This window comes from Pseudorhodoplanes sp. (assembly GCF_046289595.1).
Lineage (GTDB): Bacteria > Pseudomonadota > Alphaproteobacteria > Rhizobiales > Xanthobacteraceae > Pseudorhodoplanes.
Genome location: NZ_JBKBVB010000106.1, coordinates 1 through 15898 on the forward strand (window position 1 = coordinate 1; position 15898 = coordinate 15898).

At 65.0% G+C, this 15898-nt stretch carries 17 protein-coding genes and 1 pseudogene; 9 read left to right on the forward strand and 9 right to left on the reverse strand.

The window, feature by feature from the left end; translation table 11 throughout:
* The 4 genes and pseudogenes from ACK41X_RS18295 to ggt all read left to right on the forward strand — a co-directional run.
* Positions 1–205: pseudogene (locus ACK41X_RS18295) on the forward strand (monofunctional biosynthetic peptidoglycan transglycosylase); the annotation flags it as partial.
* A gap of 147 nt (positions 206–352) precedes the next feature.
* Positions 353–541 carry a 50S ribosomal protein L32 gene (rpmF, locus tag ACK41X_RS18300; RefSeq protein WP_325706119.1) on the forward strand — a complete coding sequence of 63 codons (189 nt, stop codon included), beginning with the start codon at positions 353–355 and terminating at the stop codon, positions 539–541.
* 128 nt (positions 542–669) lie between these two features.
* Complete coding sequence (locus ACK41X_RS18305) at positions 670–1083, forward strand: hypothetical protein (protein WP_409726260.1); 414 nt, start codon at positions 670–672, stop codon at positions 1081–1083.
* Between the two features lie 26 nt (positions 1084–1109).
* On the forward strand, positions 1110–2693 hold the full coding sequence (gene ggt / locus ACK41X_RS18310; protein WP_409726262.1) for a gamma-glutamyltransferase: 1584 nt from the start codon (positions 1110–1112) through the stop codon (positions 2691–2693).
* Between the two features lie 32 nt (positions 2694–2725).
* Here ggt and ACK41X_RS18315 read toward each other — a convergent pair whose 3' ends face one another.
* Positions 2726–3019, reverse strand: coding sequence for a hypothetical protein (locus tag ACK41X_RS18315; protein WP_409726264.1), 294 nt, complete (start codon positions 3017–3019; stop codon positions 2726–2728).
* Between the two features lie 200 nt (positions 3020–3219).
* Here ACK41X_RS18315 and ACK41X_RS18320 point away from each other — a divergent pair, with 200 nt between their 5' ends.
* On the forward strand, positions 3220–4974 hold the full coding sequence (locus ACK41X_RS18320) for a putative bifunctional diguanylate cyclase/phosphodiesterase (RefSeq protein WP_409726266.1): 1755 nt from the start codon (positions 3220–3222) through the stop codon (positions 4972–4974).
* Between the two features lie 21 nt (positions 4975–4995).
* On the opposite strand, the gene phaR is transcribed toward ACK41X_RS18320, so the two are convergent.
* A complete protein-coding gene (gene phaR, locus ACK41X_RS18325; protein WP_409726268.1) occupies positions 4996–5589 on the reverse strand; it encodes a polyhydroxyalkanoate synthesis repressor PhaR in 594 nt (197 codons plus the stop codon).
* Between the two features lie 193 nt (positions 5590–5782).
* On the opposite strand from phaR, the gene ACK41X_RS18330 reads away from it, so the two are divergent.
* From ACK41X_RS18330 to ACK41X_RS18340, 3 genes are all read left to right on the forward strand, one after another.
* Positions 5783–6961, forward strand: coding sequence for an acetyl-CoA C-acetyltransferase (locus ACK41X_RS18330; protein WP_409726270.1), 1179 nt, complete (start codon positions 5783–5785; stop codon positions 6959–6961).
* 140 nt (positions 6962–7101) lie between these two features.
* Positions 7102–7827 (forward strand): acetoacetyl-CoA reductase, encoded by a 726-nt coding sequence (gene phbB, locus ACK41X_RS18335; RefSeq protein ID WP_409726271.1) that lies wholly within the window; start codon positions 7102–7104, stop codon positions 7825–7827.
* Between the two features lie 78 nt (positions 7828–7905).
* Positions 7906–8883 carry a calcium/sodium antiporter gene (locus tag ACK41X_RS18340; RefSeq protein WP_409726273.1) on the forward strand — a complete coding sequence of 326 codons (978 nt, stop codon included), beginning with the start codon at positions 7906–7908 and terminating at the stop codon, positions 8881–8883.
* Between the two features lie 31 nt (positions 8884–8914).
* Here ACK41X_RS18340 and ACK41X_RS18345 read toward each other — a convergent pair whose 3' ends face one another.
* From ACK41X_RS18345 to ACK41X_RS18370, 6 genes are all read right to left on the reverse strand, one after another.
* Positions 8915–9181 (reverse strand): PepSY domain-containing protein, encoded by a 267-nt coding sequence (locus ACK41X_RS18345; protein ID WP_409726275.1) that lies wholly within the window; start codon positions 9179–9181, stop codon positions 8915–8917.
* 238 nt (positions 9182–9419) lie between these two features.
* Complete coding sequence (locus tag ACK41X_RS18350) at positions 9420–9863, reverse strand: cupin domain-containing protein (protein ID WP_409726277.1); 444 nt, start codon at positions 9861–9863, stop codon at positions 9420–9422.
* Between the two features lie 6 nt (positions 9864–9869).
* On the reverse strand, positions 9870–10979 hold the full coding sequence (locus ACK41X_RS18355) for a 2'-deoxycytidine 5'-triphosphate deaminase (RefSeq protein WP_409726279.1): 1110 nt from the start codon (positions 10977–10979) through the stop codon (positions 9870–9872).
* A gap of 136 nt (positions 10980–11115) precedes the next feature.
* Positions 11116–11934: an SGNH/GDSL hydrolase family protein gene (locus ACK41X_RS18360; protein ID WP_409726281.1), complete on the reverse strand. Its 819-nt coding sequence runs from the start codon at positions 11932–11934 to the stop codon at positions 11116–11118.
* Entirely contained in the window at positions 11931–12764 is an 834-nt protein-coding gene (locus tag ACK41X_RS18365) for an SGNH/GDSL hydrolase family protein (RefSeq protein ID WP_409726283.1), read from the reverse strand. Before ACK41X_RS18365 ends, ACK41X_RS18360 begins: the two co-directional genes overlap by 4 nt.
* Positions 12761–13927 carry an OpgC family protein gene (locus tag ACK41X_RS18370; RefSeq protein WP_409726285.1) on the reverse strand — a complete coding sequence of 389 codons (1167 nt, stop codon included), beginning with the start codon at positions 13925–13927 and terminating at the stop codon, positions 12761–12763. The genes ACK41X_RS18365 and ACK41X_RS18370 overlap by 4 nt, the downstream gene beginning before the upstream one ends.
* A gap of 125 nt (positions 13928–14052) precedes the next feature.
* Here ACK41X_RS18370 and apaG point away from each other — a divergent pair, with 125 nt between their 5' ends.
* Positions 14053–14445 carry a Co2+/Mg2+ efflux protein ApaG gene (apaG, locus tag ACK41X_RS18375; RefSeq protein ID WP_409726287.1) on the forward strand — a complete coding sequence of 131 codons (393 nt, stop codon included), beginning with the start codon at positions 14053–14055 and terminating at the stop codon, positions 14443–14445.
* Here the strand turns inward: apaG and ACK41X_RS18380 are convergent.
* The gene (locus ACK41X_RS18380) at positions 14442–15776 is read right to left on the reverse strand and encodes a flavin-dependent oxidoreductase (protein WP_409726288.1); all 1335 of its coding nucleotides are present in this window, start codon (positions 15774–15776) and stop codon (positions 14442–14444) included. The two genes, apaG and ACK41X_RS18380, sit on opposite strands and share 4 nt — an antisense overlap.
* Between the last annotated feature and the right edge of the window lie 122 nt (positions 15777–15898).

Here is a 15898-nt window from a genome sequence, read left to right on the forward strand (position 1 = left end):
AGCAGGCTCGCCGTTGGGCGCGACCTGCATCATGTCCCGTCCCACCGCCCGGGAGGCCGCGCTGACGGCGGCCATGCTGCCCAATCCACGCCGGCGGGACGCGGCGAAACCGGGTCCGGCGGTCCGGCGGCTTTCGGGGATTTACCAGCGCCGGGCCAATATGGTGGGGCTGGACGCCTGCCTGCGGCGGCCGCGAGGCTCCTGAAAGCCGCAGGGAAGCGGGCAAAAGCCCTAGCCTTGCCGGGCTTGTTCCTCTATAAGCCGCCGCAATCCGTCACACCCGGTCCGGCAGGGTTTTCCTGGAACAGGGGCTCCCTGGGGCGGATCGTCTTTTTTTTCAGGAGTTCCAGCAATGGCCGTTCCGAAACGAAAAACCTCGCCGTCGCGGCGCGGCATGCGCCGGTCCGCCGACGCGCTCAAGCAGCCTGCTTATGTCGAGGACAAGGATTCCGGCGAATTCCGCCGTCCCCACCACCTCGACCTGAAGACCGGCATGTACAAGGGCCGGCAGGTGCTGAAGGTCAAGAGCGCCGAGGCCTGATGGCCAAGGCCGACCCGGCGGGCGCACCCCGCCGGTGACCGGCGGCATCGCCGCCCTTCCCGCGCCGAAACCACGGGAGTGACCGCCCGGAGCGTGCGACCCTGAGAGGGTGACCCGAGAGTTGACCCATGTATCTCATCGGCTTCCCTCTCCTCCTCATCCCGTTCGCGCTCTACAACATCGTCGCCTTCCTGTTCGATCTCGGCTTTGCCGACACGGTGTTCACCTTCCAGATGATGTCGGGGGCGACGCTCAACGTCACCACCGGCGATCTTCTTTTGATCCTGTCGGTTCTGCTGCTGTTCGTTGAGATCCTGAAAGCCACGCGCTTCGGGGTGAAATCCATCGTCGACCATCTGCTGTCGTTCGTTTTGTTCGTCGCGGCGCTGATCGAATTCCTGATGGTGCAGAAGGCGGCGACCTCGACCTTTCTCGTCTTTCTCGTGATCTGCGCGGTGGATGTGATCGGCGGCTTCTCGATCTCGATCCGCGCCGCTGCGCGCGACTTCACCGTCGAGGGCCATCCTCCGGTGATCCGCTGAGGTGCGGCCGCGAGATGGCCGGGCCCATGACCCGCGATTTTCACAAGCCCGGCCGCTCGCCGCTTTATGCCGAGGGCGCCATGGTTGCCACCTCGCACCCCCTCGCTTCGCTGACGGCGATTGAAATCATGCGCGCCGGCGGCACCGCAGCCGATGCGGCCGTTGCAGCGATGGCAGTCGCCTGTATTGGCGAACCGCACATGACGGGGATCGGCGGCGACTGCTTCTGTCTGGTCGCACGGCCCGGCCAACCGGTCTGGGGCTATAACGGCTCCGGCCGCACCGGCGCTGCGATGCGGCCGGAGATCCTGATCGAACAGGGCGCCAGGGACGTTGCGATCGACTCGGTGCATGCGGTGACGGTGCCGGGCGCGATCGGGGCCTGGGACACCATTCTGAAAACGCACGGCCGGTTCGGCCTCGACCGCGTGCTGCAACCCGCAATCGACGCCGCGGAAAACGGCATCCCGGTGCAGCCACGTGTCGCGCTGGACTGGTCGCTCGCGGTGGACAAGCTCAACAAGCACGCCGCCACCGCGCGGCATTTCCTTCCCGGCGGACACGCGCCGAAAGAAGGCGATATCGTGGCCTTCCCGGCGCTGGCAAAGACGTTGCGCACAATTGCCAAAGACGGCGCCCGCGCCTTCTACGAGGGCGAAATCGCCGACGACATCGTGGCGACGCTGCGCGCGCTCGGCGGCGTCCTGACCGCGGAGGACGTCGCGGCGCATCGCGGCGAAGCCGTCTCGCCGATTGCCACGAATTATCGCGGTCTTGACGTGACCGAGCTGCCGCCCAACGGCCAGGGGCTCGCGGCGCTGGTGCTGCTCAACATCCTGGAACGCTTCGACGTGGCTGCGCTCGATGCAAACGGCGCCGACCGGCTGCATCTGTTGATCGAAGCAGGCCGCCTCGCCTACGGCATGCGCAATACCACTATCGCCGACCCCGCTTTCATGACCGAAAGCGTCGAGGCTTTGCTCGACAAGCGCTTTGCGGCGCAGCTTGCGGCCATGATCGATCCGGCGAAGCGGTCGCAGTTTCCGAAAGCGATCAAACCGGCCGGCTCGACTGTTCTGGTCTGCGTCGTCGACCGCGACCGCAACGCGGTGACCATGATCAATTCGCTGTTCTCGGCGTTCGGCTCGGGGATCGCGACCGAAAAGACCGGCATCCTGCTGCATCATCGCGGCTCCGGCTTCAACCTGACGCCGGGGCATCCGAACTGCATCGGGCCGTCGAAGCGGCCCCTGCACACCATCATTCCGGCGCTCGCCCTGCGCAACGGCCGCGTCGACATGGCATTCGGGGTGATGGGCGGTGCCTATCAGGCGATGGGCCACGCCCATCTGGTCTCCAACATCGTCGATCACGGCATGGACCTGCAGACCGCGATCGACTGGCCGCGGGTGTTCTTCGAGGGCGAGCGGGTCGAGGTCGAGAACGGCGTTTCCGACGCTGTGATCGCGGCGTTGCGCCTGCGCGGCCACGACACGGTCCGGCGCGCGCTGCCGCATGGCGGCGGCCAGGCGATCCGCATCGACTGGGAGCGCGGCGTGCTGATTGGCGCATCCGATCCGCGCAAGGACGGCTGCGCGCTCGGCTGTTGAGCGAGCGATTGGCGGTCAGGCCACGGTGACGATCAAACCTTCTTCGACAGCACCCGCCCGGCCGCAGCCGGCCGCGTCGCGCTGTTGCGATAGCTGGTATTGGCGTCGGCCGGGTCGGCGCGGCGTTTGTCGCGCTGCTGCGGGACGTCGAACTTGCTGGCGAACAGATGCGCGACGAACAATGCATCGCCATAGCGCGACGGTTTGCCCGCCGGCGTCGTTTGCTTCGTGTTAACCACGGCAAGATCGCGCCGATCCTGCTCGTCCGGAAAGGGAGCAGCGGCGCGCGGCGCTTCACCATCGCGTCTGGTGCGGTCGGGCAGCACGGCGGCTCCTTGCGTCAAAACGGGACATCCCGTGTCCCCTCATCCGCAATTCGCAAGCCCTGTGCCGCGAACGCTGCGACCGCCCGAACGTTCCTAAATTGCCGCCATCCGGCTTACCCTCTTGTTTAGAGTTGACTGTTAAACTCCCGTCTACCGTGTGCCGCAACATGTGAAGGATTGCGGCAGCCGAGAGAGAGATCGTGAGCCGAGCCAGCAAGCTGCCGCGCCCAATCCGCGCAGGAGAGCAAAGCGTCGCGTCCACAGCGGATGCCGGCGCGCTCGATTGCGCCGCGATTCTGCAATCCGCAGGCGAGGTGCCCTACGAGTGGCGCATCGATACCGACGTGCTGACATGGGGTGCCGATGCTGCGCGCATCCTTGGACTGCGCAGTATCGCGCCGGTCGCGTCCGGCGCGGGCTTCGAGGCCCTTCTGGCCAAGGACAATGCCAAGACGCGCAGGGACACGATCCTGCATTCGACGGGGACCGACCATGGCGCCGGCGTTCCCTATCAGGTGCAATACGCCCTGCGCCTGGGCCCGCGCTCGCCGAAGCTCTGGATCGAGGACACCGGACGCTGGTTCGCGGGCGCCGACGGCAAGCCCTGCATGGCGCACGGGATCGTGCGCGTCATCAACGAACGACACGAACGCGAGGAGAAGCTCGCCTATCTGTCGCGCTTCGACGCCCAGACCGGCGAAATCAACCGCTGGTACATGACCGAGCGGCTCGCCGAAACACTGAAAGAGACCGAGCGCACGCAAAGCTCCTGCGGCTTTCTGCTCGTCGCAATCGACAATCTCGGGCGCATCAACCGGTCCTATGGCTATGACGTCGCCGATGAGGTGATCGCGGTCATCGCCAAGCGATTGCGCGGCCGGATGCGCTGCAACGACATTCTCGGACGCTTCTCCGGCAACAAGTTCGGCATCATCCTCAGCAAATGCAGTCCGGACGAGATCGGCGTCGCGGCCGAGCGCCTGCTGGCTGCCATGCGCGACGACGTGGTGATGACGACGGCGGGGCCGGTCCCGGTCGGCGGCACGATCAGCGGGATTTCGGCGCCCGGCCATGCATCCACCGTGGAGGAGGTGCTGGCGCGCGCGCAGGAGACCCTCGACCGCGCCCGCGAGAAACGGCCCGGCTCGTTCCTGGCCTATCAGCCAAGCCTCGAACGAGAAGCGCAGCGGCGCGCCAATATCCGCGCCACCGACAGCATCATCCATGCGCTGAACGAAAACCGCATTCTGCTCGCCTATGAGCCGGTGGTGGACGCGCAGAGCCGCGATCTGGCATTTTACGAATGCCTGCTCCGCGTCCGAAAGCCCGACGGGACGCTGGCGCCGGCCGCCGAAGTCGTGCCGATCGCCGAGCGGCTCAATCTGGCGCGGCTGCTCGATCAGCGCGTGCTCGACCTTGCGATCGAGGAGATGGCAGCGCATCCGGAACTGCGCGCGAGCCTGAACGTTTCGGCGTCCTCCACCATAGACCCGGACTGGTGGACCCGCCTTGAGTCACTGTTGCGGCTGAACCCGGCGGTGGCGGAACGGCTGATCGTGGAAATCACCGAGACCGCCGCCATTCATGACCTCGACAATGCGCGCGGATTTGTGCGGCGCGTGAAGGATCTCGGCGCCCGGATCGCGATCGACGATTTCGGCGCGGGCTACACCTCGTTTCAGAACCTGCGCAAACTCGGAGTCGACATGATCAAGATCGACGGCGCCTTCGTGCAGAACCTGGTGCGCTCGCAGGACGACCGCACCTTCGTGCGCGCGATGCTCGATCTCGGACGCGGGCTGAAGCTGAAGACGGTTGCCGAATGGGTGCAGAACGAGCAGTCCGCCGCGATCCTGACGTCATGGGGCTGCGATTTTCTGCAGGGCCATCATATCGGGCGCGCGGCCCTCACGCGCCCGGAAGCGGCGACGCCAAAAGCTGCGACCGGCTCGTGAGCCGCCGTTCGATCGCAGCGATCAATCCTTGTCGCTGATCCGATCGATGCGCTTTTGCATTTCCTCGATCTGGCGTTTCAGCGCGTCGATGTCTTCGGACGAGGCGGCGGGCTTGTCCCCCTCGGCCTTGTCCTGGGCGCCGGCTTCGCGCCGCGCAAACGGCGTGAACATGGAAAACGCCTTCTCGAACATCTCCATATTGCGCCGGACCTGATCTTCCATCGATCCGAACGGATTGGCGCCGACACCCACCCCGAAGGCCTGCGCCATCTGCTGGCGCATCTTTTCCTGCTCGCGGGTAAAGGATTCCAGCGAAACTTCGAGATAGCGCGGCACCATCATCTGCATGGAGTCGCCGTAGAAGCGGATGAGCTGGCGCAGGAAGTTGATGGGCAGCAGATTTTGCCCTTCCTTGTTCTCCTGCTCGAAAATGATCTGGGCCAGAACCGACCGGGTGATGTCCTCGGATGTCTTGGCGTCGTAGACGACGAAATCCTCGCCGCTCTTTACCATGGTGGCCAGATCTTCCAGCGTCACATAGGTGCTGGTGCCGGTATTATAGAGACGGCGGTTGGCGTATTTCTTGATCGTGATGGGTTCGTCCGATTTTGCCATGATATCCGCTTGCGTGGCGCCCGCTGACACAAGGAATTGGGCCGGAAACTATCCTCTAGAATGAAAATAGGCTGTTTCGACGGGCCTAGCCACCGTTTTATGCAGGGGCTGTCGGTCCCTGGCGCATACCGCTGCCGTTTTGCCGCGCGCTTCGGCCATGCTATTGGCTCCCCACCGAGACAGGGAGCTATTCATGCAGGACGACATCGTCATTGTCGGCGCGGCGCGGACGCCGGTCGGAGCCTTTAACGGGGCCTTCGCGAACCTGCCGGCGCACGAGCTCGGCAAGGTGGCCATCGCTGCGGCCATGGAGCGTGCCGGGATCGAAGGAAAACAGGTATCCGAGGTCATTATGGGACAGATCCTGACCGCGGGGCAGGGTCAGAACCCGGCGCGGCAGGCCTCGATCGCGGCCGGCATTCCGGTCGAGAGCCCGGCCTGGGGCGTCAATCAGCTCTGCGGGTCGGGGTTGCGGGCGGTGGCGCTCGGCTATCAGGCCATCCTCAACGGCGATTCCGACATTGTGGTCGCCGGCGGCCAGGAATCCATGAGCATGGCCCCGCATTGCGCCTATCTGCGCGCCGGCGTGAAGATGGGCGACCTGCAGATGGTCGATACCATGATCAAGGACGGCCTCTGGGACGCCTTTAACGGCTATCACATGGGAACCACCGCCGAGAATGTCGCCAAGCAATGGCAGATCACCCGCCAGCAGCAGGACGAATTCGCCGTCGCCTCGCAGAACAAGGCCGAAGCCGCGATGAAGGCCGGCAAGTTCAAGGACGAAATCGCGCCGGTCACCGTGAAGTCGCGCAAGGGCGACATCGTGGTGGATACCGACGAGTATCCCAAGTCGGGCGTGACGATGGAGTCGATCGCAAAGCTGCGGCCGGCCTTCGACAAGGAAGGCTCGGTGACGGCGGCGAACGCCTCGGGCATCAATGACGGCGCCGCCGCCGTGGTGCTGATGAAAGCATCCGAGGCCAAAAAGGCCGGCAAGCCGATCCTTGCCCGCATCGCCTCCTGGGCCCATGCCGGCGTCGATCCCTCGATCATGGGCACCGGGCCGATCCCGGCGTCGCGCGCGGCGCTCAAGAAGGCCGGCTGGAGCGTGCAGGATCTCGACCTGATCGAGGCCAACGAAGCCTTCGCTGCGCAGGCCTGTGCGGTGAACAAGGAGCTCGGCCTCGATACCTCGAAGGTCAACGTCAATGGCGGCGCGATCGCGATCGGCCACCCGATCGGCGCATCCGGCGCCCGGGTTCTTGTTACGCTGCTCCATGAGATGCAAAAGCGCAACGCGAAGAAGGGCCTTGCCACGCTCTGCATCGGCGGCGGCATGGGGATCGCGATGTGCGTCGAGCGGCCGTAACCGCTCTCCGGCGAAACGCGGCCGTTGCGGCTGCGCCACCGCGTTGATTTGCGTCATGGCCGGGGCTTGCCCCGGCCATTTACGTCTCTACTGTAGTTGCTCCGGCCGTTGGGCGCGCCGGACAAAAAGCGGGGGAAGCAATGGCTCGGGTGGCGTTGGTGACGGGCGGGACGCGCGGGATCGGCGAAGCGATCAGCAAGGCGCTGAAAGCGGCGGGATACAATGTCGCAGCCAATTACGGCGGCAACGACGAAGCCGCCCAGAAGTTCAAGGCCGCGACCGGCATTCCCGTCTACAAATGGGACGTTTCGAATTTCGAGGCGTGCGGCGCAGGCATCAAGCAGGTGGAGGCCGATCTCGGTCCGGTGGAGGTGCTGGTCAACAATGCCGGCATCACCCGCGACACCATGTTCCACAGGATGACCCTCGATCAGTGGAATGCCGTCATCAACACCAATCTCGGTTCGCTGTTCAACATGACCCGTCACGTGATCGAGGGCATGCGCGCGCGCAAATTCGGCCGCGTCATCAACATCTCCTCGATCAACGGCCAGAAGGGCCAGATGGGGCAGGTCAATTATTCGGCGGCCAAGGCCGGCGACATCGGCTTCACCAAGGCCCTGGCGCAGGAAGGTGCCAAGAGCGGCATCACCGTGAATGCGATCTGCCCGGGCTATATCGCGACCGAAATGGTGAAGGCGGTGCCGCAGGACGTGCTGGAAAAAAGCATCCTGCCGCAAATCCCGGTCGGACGGCTCGGCGAGCCGGAGGAGATCGCGCGCTGCGTGGTGTTCCTGGCGTCGGACGATTCCAGCTTCATCACCGGCGCCACCCTTACGGCGAATGGCGGTCAATATCTGGTTTAGCGGCACGCTGTCCGGCGTCGCGCACCGGCGGGCTTTCAGCGAGCGGATCGGGACACAAGCGGCAGGCCGGCGGACGGAATGGAGAACGCTTTCTTCTTCGCCGCGGGCCTCGTCTTCCTGATCGGCGGCGCGCAACTGCTGGTCAGCGGCGCGGTGCAGATCGCGCGACAGCTCGGGGTCTCGGGGCTCCTGATCGGGCTTCTGATCGGCCTTGGCACATCGACGCCGGAACTCGTCACCTCGGTCAGCGGCGCCCTGGCCGGCGCGCCCGGCGTTGCACTCGGCAATATCGTCGGCGCCAATATTGCCAATCTTCTTCTGGTGCTCGGCCTATGCGCGCTGATCCAGCCGATTCACGTGGATTCGCGCTCGCTGAAATTCGACGGCGCCGTGGTGTTCACCACCATTCTGGTTTTCACGCTGCTGTCGATCGCCGCACCGCTGTCGCGCGCGGTGGGCGCGGCTTATGTGGTGATGCTGGCGCTGTATCTGTTCCGGTCGGTCCAGTACGAACGGCGCCGGCCCAAGGACCACACCGCGCCCTATGAGCGCGCCGAGGCGGCGGCGGAGGTCATTCCGGTCCGCGGCCGGCTGCCCGGCGGATGGAGCGGCCTCGCCTTCGCCATCAGCCAGGCCATCGGCGGCATCGTGCTGGTGGTGCTCGGCGCACAATGGCTGGTCGAGGCCGCGGTCGATCTGGCACGCGGCCTGCGCGTCTCGGAAAGCGTGATCGGGCTGACGGCGGTAGCGATCGGCACCACGCTGCCGGAGCTCGTCACCTCGGCGGCGGCGACGCTGCGCAAGAACACCGACGTGGCGCTCGGCAATGTGTTCGGTTCCTGCATCTACAATGTGCTGGGCATTGCCGGCCTGACCGGCGTGATCGCGCCGACCGATTTTCCGGCGACGATCGCCGCTTTCGGCAACCCGATCATGCTGGCCGTCGCCGCCCTGGTCATCGGCCTGGCCTTCACCGGCTACCGGATTTCCCGGCGCGAGGGCGCCATCATGGTGGCGCTCTATGCCGGATACACCGTTTTCATCTGGCAGACGTAAGAATCGTCCCGCAGGCCTGATGCGCGGCGCTTCAATCACGCTCGTCGCGCAGCACCGTGCCGGTGCCGGCGTCGATGTGAAGCTCGCGCTTTTCGCCGGACTGGTTGCGACCTTCCACTTCCCACTTGCCGTCGTCGAGCTCGATCTCGCGGATCACGATCAGACCGCGGTCGCGCGCGATCTTGGTGGCCTGCTCGATCGACACGGCCGGCCGCTGTAAACCCTGCGATAGGGATGGCCATGCCGCCGCAAACGCGACGAAACCAATCACGGCCATGGCGAGCGCCGATTTCAGCATCACTGTCTCCTGAGTACAATTCGGATGGTGTGCGGACAACACAGCCGGCCGAGGGTTGTTTCCACAACCGGGACAATCCGCCGCGCCCAACAGAAGGCCTGCCTCGCCATTGATTTGCGGGCGCCCTTCGGCTGCGGCGATGAACCTCATCGCCACATGGTGCGGCTCAGCTGTTACCGCCCCCGCGTCTACCGGCCGGCCGTGCGGACCCGCCACTAGTCTAATGCCGCACGGCATGTCAGGTCCGATCCGGCGACCAGCCCTTCGGCGCAAGTTCGAAGCCTGAAAATTCAAAGCCGGGCGCCACCGTGCAGCCGACCAGCGTCCAGTCGCCGAGCGATTCCGCGGCCTGCCAGGCATGGGCCGGGACGATACCCTGCGGCCGCTCGCCCGCAGCCAGATCGGGACCGAGAATCATGGCTGTCCGCGTGCCGTGTTCGTGAATCTCGAGCCGCAGCGGCGCGCCGGCATGCCAGTGCCAGGTCTCCACCGCATCGACCTTGTGCCAGTGCGAGCGCTCGCCGCGCGCCAAGAGGAAATAGATCGCGGTCGAGGCGGCGCGGCCGGTGTGGTCGGTGCGGGTATCGCGGAAGGTCTCGCGGTAATGGCCGCCCTCGGGATGCGGCTGCAGGTCGAGCAGGCGGACGATCTCGGCTGCCGTGAGCGAGGCGAGCGCTGGCATCTCGCGTCAGCTCCGGAAATGCTTCGACAGTTTCAGGCCCTGCGCCTGGTAGTTCGAACCGATGCCCTGCCCGTAGAGCGTGTCCGGCCGCGCCATCATCTTTTCATAGATCAGACGGCCGACGATCTGCCCGTGCTCAAGGATGAACGGCACTTCGCGCGAGCGGACCTCCAGCACCGCGCGCGCACCGCGCCCGCCAGCGCCCGCATAACCGAAGCCCGGATCGAAGAAGCCCGCGTAATGCACCCTGAACTCGCCGACCAGCGGGTCGAACGGCACCATCTCGGCGGCATGGTCGGGCGGCACCTGCACCGCCTCCTTGGAAGCAAGAATGTAGAACTCGTTGGGATCGAGGATCAGGCTGTTGTCTGAGCGCGCGCTCATCGGCTCCCAGAAGTCTCCGACATCGTAGCCGCCGCGCAGATCGACATCGATCAATCCGGTATGGCGCTTGGCCCGGTAGCCGATCAGGCCGCCGGCGAAATTGCCGGACAGATCGACGCCGACCGCAACGCCATGGGTGAGATCGGCATCGTCGGCATCGACCAGGCGTTCGCGCGCATGCAGCGCCCGCAATTGCACGGCATCGAGCGCGGTCTCGCCGCGCCGGAAGCGGATCTGCGAGAGGCGCGAGCCCTGCCGCACCAATACCGGGAAGGTGCGCGGCGAAATCTCGGCATAAAGCGGGCCCTCGTATCCTGCCGCGACCTGATCGAAGCCGCGCGAGCGGTCTGCAATCACGCGCGTGAACACGTCGAGCCGCCCGGTCGAGCTTTTCGGATTGGCGGTCGCCGAAATATCCGCGGGCAGCGCGAGGCTCTCCATCAGCGGCACGATATACACGCAGCCGGTCTCCAGCACCGCCCCGTTGCCGGTGAGGTCCACGGCGTGCAGGCGCAGCGCCTCGATCCGCTTCTCGACGCTGGCCTGAGGCCCCGGCAGAAAGCTCGCGCGCACGCGGTAGGCGACGGGCCCAAGCCGCAGGTCGAGCGAAGCCGGCTGCACCTGACCTTCGACATAGGGCGCGGACGGGCGCACATGCGAGGCCTTCGTCAATGCGAGGATCGACCGGTCCGGCAGGATGCCGCTGCCATTTGCATTGAAGGCCTGCGCCACGCTTGGTTTCCCTGTCTCCCGGCGTCATGGCCGGGCGTGTCCCGGCCATCCACGCGTCATGATTGGATAAAGGCGTGAATGCCCGGCACAAGGCCGGGCATGACGGCTTCCCCACTTATCCCGGATATTTGCGCGTTCAGCGCGGCGCGGCGGCGCGAGCGGTCATGGCGCTGCGCGTGGCGGCCTCCGCAATGGCGCCGGCCATCACCTTGGCGATACAGTCATAGCTCCAGTCGTTCATGTGCAGTTCGTCCGGCGAGAGGAAGGCCTCGAACGGAAGCTTTCCGACCTGCCGCCAGTGGCGCATCACCTTGAAGCGCTCGAACAGATCGACATGTTCGGCCTTGGCCATGGTCTCCAGCAATTGAACCATGGCGGCGGCATGCTTCTTGGCCAGCACCTTCGGCGCGAATTGCGGATCGATGAGAACGACATCGGCGCCGGCGGCCTTCATGCGGCGAAGGCCGTGAAGAATATCGGAATGCACCGCGGGCATCGGACTGTCGCGCAGCACCGCATTGGCGCCGACCTGCCACAGGATCAGATCGGGTTCTTCGGACAGCACCTCGCCTTCAATGCGGGCGATCATGTCCTTGGCTTCTTCGCCGTTGACGCCGCGATTGATCACGGAGATGCGCTGCGCGGGAAAACGTGCCTGCAGTTCGACCGCCAGCCGCGCCGGATAGGTTTTATCCGGTCCGCTCGCGCCCGCTCCCGCGGTCGATGACGAGCCGATGGCGACGATCTTGAGGGACTCACCCGCGGCAAGCTTCCGCGCGGTGCGCACCAGCGGATACATCATCCGCGTGGCGTCGTCGGGCGCCGTACAGGCCGGTTGCGCCGGTGGTGAGCCCGCTTGCTTATCCGCGGCATGCCCCTGCATTGCCGTTGCGGCAAGAAGCGCCGCGGTCAGCAGCGATGTCCGGATCGGAAAAGGGCAGACGAATGCTGTCACTGGGTCGGTCTCTGTTTGGCACTATCGAGGCCCGCGGCTTCCACCACCAGCGAAGCGAGCGCGCGGCCGAGGCAATCGTGCACCTGGTACGCGGTTGCGACATCCTTGGTCGCGAGATTGAGATCGAAATTGCCGTTGTCGTTCCAGTAGCGCATGATCTCACGCCGGTCGAACAGCGGCACGTCACGGTCGCGCGCCACCACCCGCATGATGTCGTCATAACTGGTCAGCGCGATCAGGGTCTCGGTCCGCGGACTGTACTGCATGTTCATCAGGATCAGGTCGGCGTCGCCTTCCAGAATGTGATCGATGCCGTCGTCGAGCGCCGCCCGGAAACTCTCGGGATCCACCCCGCGCATCGCGTCCACCGTGCCCGTCTGCCATATTACCAAGTCCGGCTTGCGCTCCAACAGGACTTTTTCAACACTTTGAGCCATGTCCGCCGCGGTCTGACGGGCCTTTGCGAGCGCGATCACCTTGACCTCGACATCCGGGAACCGCCTGCGCAGCGCCTCTTCCAGCCTGCCCGGATAGGCCTTCGTGACGCCGTCCGGACCCGGCATCAGCGAGGAGGCTGAGCCGAGAACAAGGATCGTCAGCCGCTTGTTCTGCGACACCGACTTGTTGACATGGTCCAGCCGGCTGTCACCGAACAGGAGATAGCCCGGAACTTCGCAGGGATCGACCACCGGGGGCGGAACCGCACCAAGCTCGGCCGCTGGCCGACCGGCCTCGCCGGTTTGCGCCGGAACCTGGGCAGAAAGCAAGGTCAGGGCGGCGGCCCCCATCAGCGCCCCCGCCAGAACCCGGACCATGGACCATCCTGTCATGCCTCGCCTCCAAGCGAGGGGTTCGCAATCTTGGCGACCGGGCGCGCCGCGACCTTGCGCGCCGTTGCGTCCTTGTACCACGAGAGCAGCCAGGCCACCGCGACCATTATCAAGATACCTAACACGCTGACAAAAATCTGCATGGGGATACCGGGCGAGACTTCCACCAGGGCAAAATGCCCGGCGAAGGCCAGGAACACGCCAAGACAGAAGATTTCCAGCGAATGCTGTCCGCACAAAATCGCCGGTTGCACCCAGCGCGATTTCAACGGTCCCCAGTCACGCGGGATGAAGTAGACCGTCACCGCCGCCACGGCCAGGAAATGCGCGAACCGCAAGACGTCCAGATTGGTCTTGTCGATCGGATAGATCTGCTCGGCCAGCCATTTCGGGATCAGCGGCGCAAAGCGCGGGATATGCCAGGTCAGTGTGACCAGAAAGGCAAAGACCAGATAGGCAATGGCGATGGTCAGCGTGACCCGCGACCGCAACAGCCAGGACAGCCGCGCCGCGCCGCCGAGCGCACACCAGGCGCCGAACACGAACAAGAGCTGCCACGCCAGCGGATTGAAGAACCAATAGCCGCTCGGATAGGCCGGCAGGTTCCAGCCGAACTCCCAGGTCAGGGCGTAAAGCACCACCGACAGCCCGAGCGCGAGGGTCGGGCGTTTCAGCAAGAGCCACAGCACCGGCGCGAAGCACGCCATCAAGACAATATAGAGCGGCAGCACGTCCATATTGACCGGCTTGAACTTCAGGAGCAGCGCCTGCACCAGCGTGATGTCCGGCTGCTGCAGGAATTCCAGGATGTTCATTTCCTCCGCGTAAAGCGGATTCTGGAAGCCGCGCGCCACATAGGCGATCTGGCCCATATAGATCACGAACAGAAAAATATGCGCGACATAGATCTGCCAGGCGCGCTTCAGGATGCGCGCGCTCGACACCACGAAGCCGTAGTCGCGCATCGCGCGCCCATAGACGAAGGCCGCGGTAAATCCCGACACGAAGATGAAGATTTCAGTGGCGTCGCTGAAGCCGTAATTGCGGATCGTGATCCAGGCAACGATGTTGGACGGAACATGGCCGAGAAAGATGAACCAGAGCGCGAGCCCACGAAACAGGTCGAGCCGCAAGTCGCGGTCGGTCGGTATCGTCGGGGCCATCGCTGAAGGAGTCGCGTTCCGGAAAAGCAGTCTGCGGCTCCGACATTCGCCGAGCGCGGTTGCGGTTGCAAGCCACGAATTTAAGCTGTTAGTTTGGCTGGACCTGCGACCGGACGCTGCACCGCATGTATCGGGCCGTTACACGGAATATTGAAGTGACCGTTGAGCCGCGGTTCCTTGCCGACCGCTCGGCCCCGGACAAGGGCCAGTTTTTCTGGGCCTATACCATCGAGATTTCAAATTTCGGCGGCGAGACCGTCCAGCTCAAGACCCGCTACTGGCACATCACCGATGCCTTCGGGCGGGTCCAGGAAGTGCGCGGCGCCGGTGTGGTGGGCGAGGAACCCGTGCTCGCTCCCGGCGAGCGCTTCGAATATACCAGCGGCGTTCCGTTGCAGACCCCGTCCGGAATCATGACCGGCCGCTACGGCATGGTGACCGAAGCCGGCGAGCGCTTCGAGATCGACATCCCCGCTTTCTCGCTGGACAGCGTGCACGCGCCGCGCACGATCAATTAGCTCGGCACCTGCGCCGGCTGCGACAGACATCGCGGCGCTATGTCAATTCCCCGCGCCCTTGCACCCGGCGCGATGGTCTGCGCCGCCGTGTTCAGCGTCTCGATGGCAAAGCCCGCGGCCGCCTTGTAACCCGCCATGAACTCGGCCCGCTCCTGCGGCGGGATGACATCGTCGATATTGTCGAAGGTTCCACCGCAGCGCTCGTCGACCATGTTGAGCAGGCCGAACGGTCCGGCGCCGCGATTGCGCAGCACAACCTGCGAAACCGGTCCGCACAGCTTTGCATCATAGGCCGCGAGCGCCGCTTCGGTGACGCCATGCTCGACCATCGCCGCGCCGAGCATGCGCGCATCGACAATGGCCTGGCTGCCGCCGTTCGAGCCGGTCGGATACATCGGATGCGCGGCGTCGCCGATCAGCAGCACCGGCCCGTCCTGCCAGGTTGGTACCGGATCGCGGTCGATCATCGGATTTTCGAACACGGCGTCGGCATTGCGCAGAAGGTCCGGCACATCGAGCCAATCCCAGACCCAGTCCTCGAAATGCGAAATGAATGCATCGTCCTCGACCTCGCGGAACCAGCCGCTGCGCTTCCAGCCCTCGGAATTGTCGAGCGTGACTTCGGCAATCCAGTTGATCATCGACAGGCCCGTGCGCGGATCGGGATGCGAGATCGGATAGAACACCACCCGCTCGCGATGCGTGCCGAGACCGACGAAGGACGAGCCCGTGCGGATCGGCTTCGCCCAGGTGGTGCCGCGCCACATGATCGCGCCGCCCCAATGGATCGGCGGCTGTGCCGGATGCATCTGTGCGCGGATCGCGGAATGGATGCCGTCGGCGCCGATCAGGAGCGCGCCGCTGGCTTCGGAGGCCGAGCCGTCGGCATGTTCGACCAGTGCGGTGACGCCGCCACCGGAATTCTTGCGATAGCCGTTGACCCGGCTGCCGAGCCGAACCGCATCGCGCCCCATCCGCTCAACCACGGCGTCATACAGCATGAGGTGAAACAGGCCGCGGTGCACCGCATATTGCGGCCACCTGTAGCCGGCGAGGAGGCCGCGGGGCTCGGAATAGATGTCGTTGCCGTTCAGCCCGACCAGCGCCCATTCCTTCGCGGGAAGACCGACGCGATCGAGATCGGCTTGCGTGAAGCCCAGATCGGTGAGTTCGCGCACCGCATTGGGCTGCATGTTGATCCCGACGCCGAGCGGGCGCATCTCGCGCACCGCCTCGAAAACGACGCACGGCACGCCGATCTGATGCAGGGTCAGCGCGGCCGCAAGCCCGCCGATGCCGCCACCGGCGATGATGACTGGATTGTCGGTCACACTCCCCACCCGGTCTTGAACTCTCGCAGACCACCCTCTAGGTAGTGGACTCATAATGCCTGAGCCAGAGGCGTGACGCCGCCAGTGCGATGGCAGCAAGAAAGTTCCTGGCAAGCTTGTCG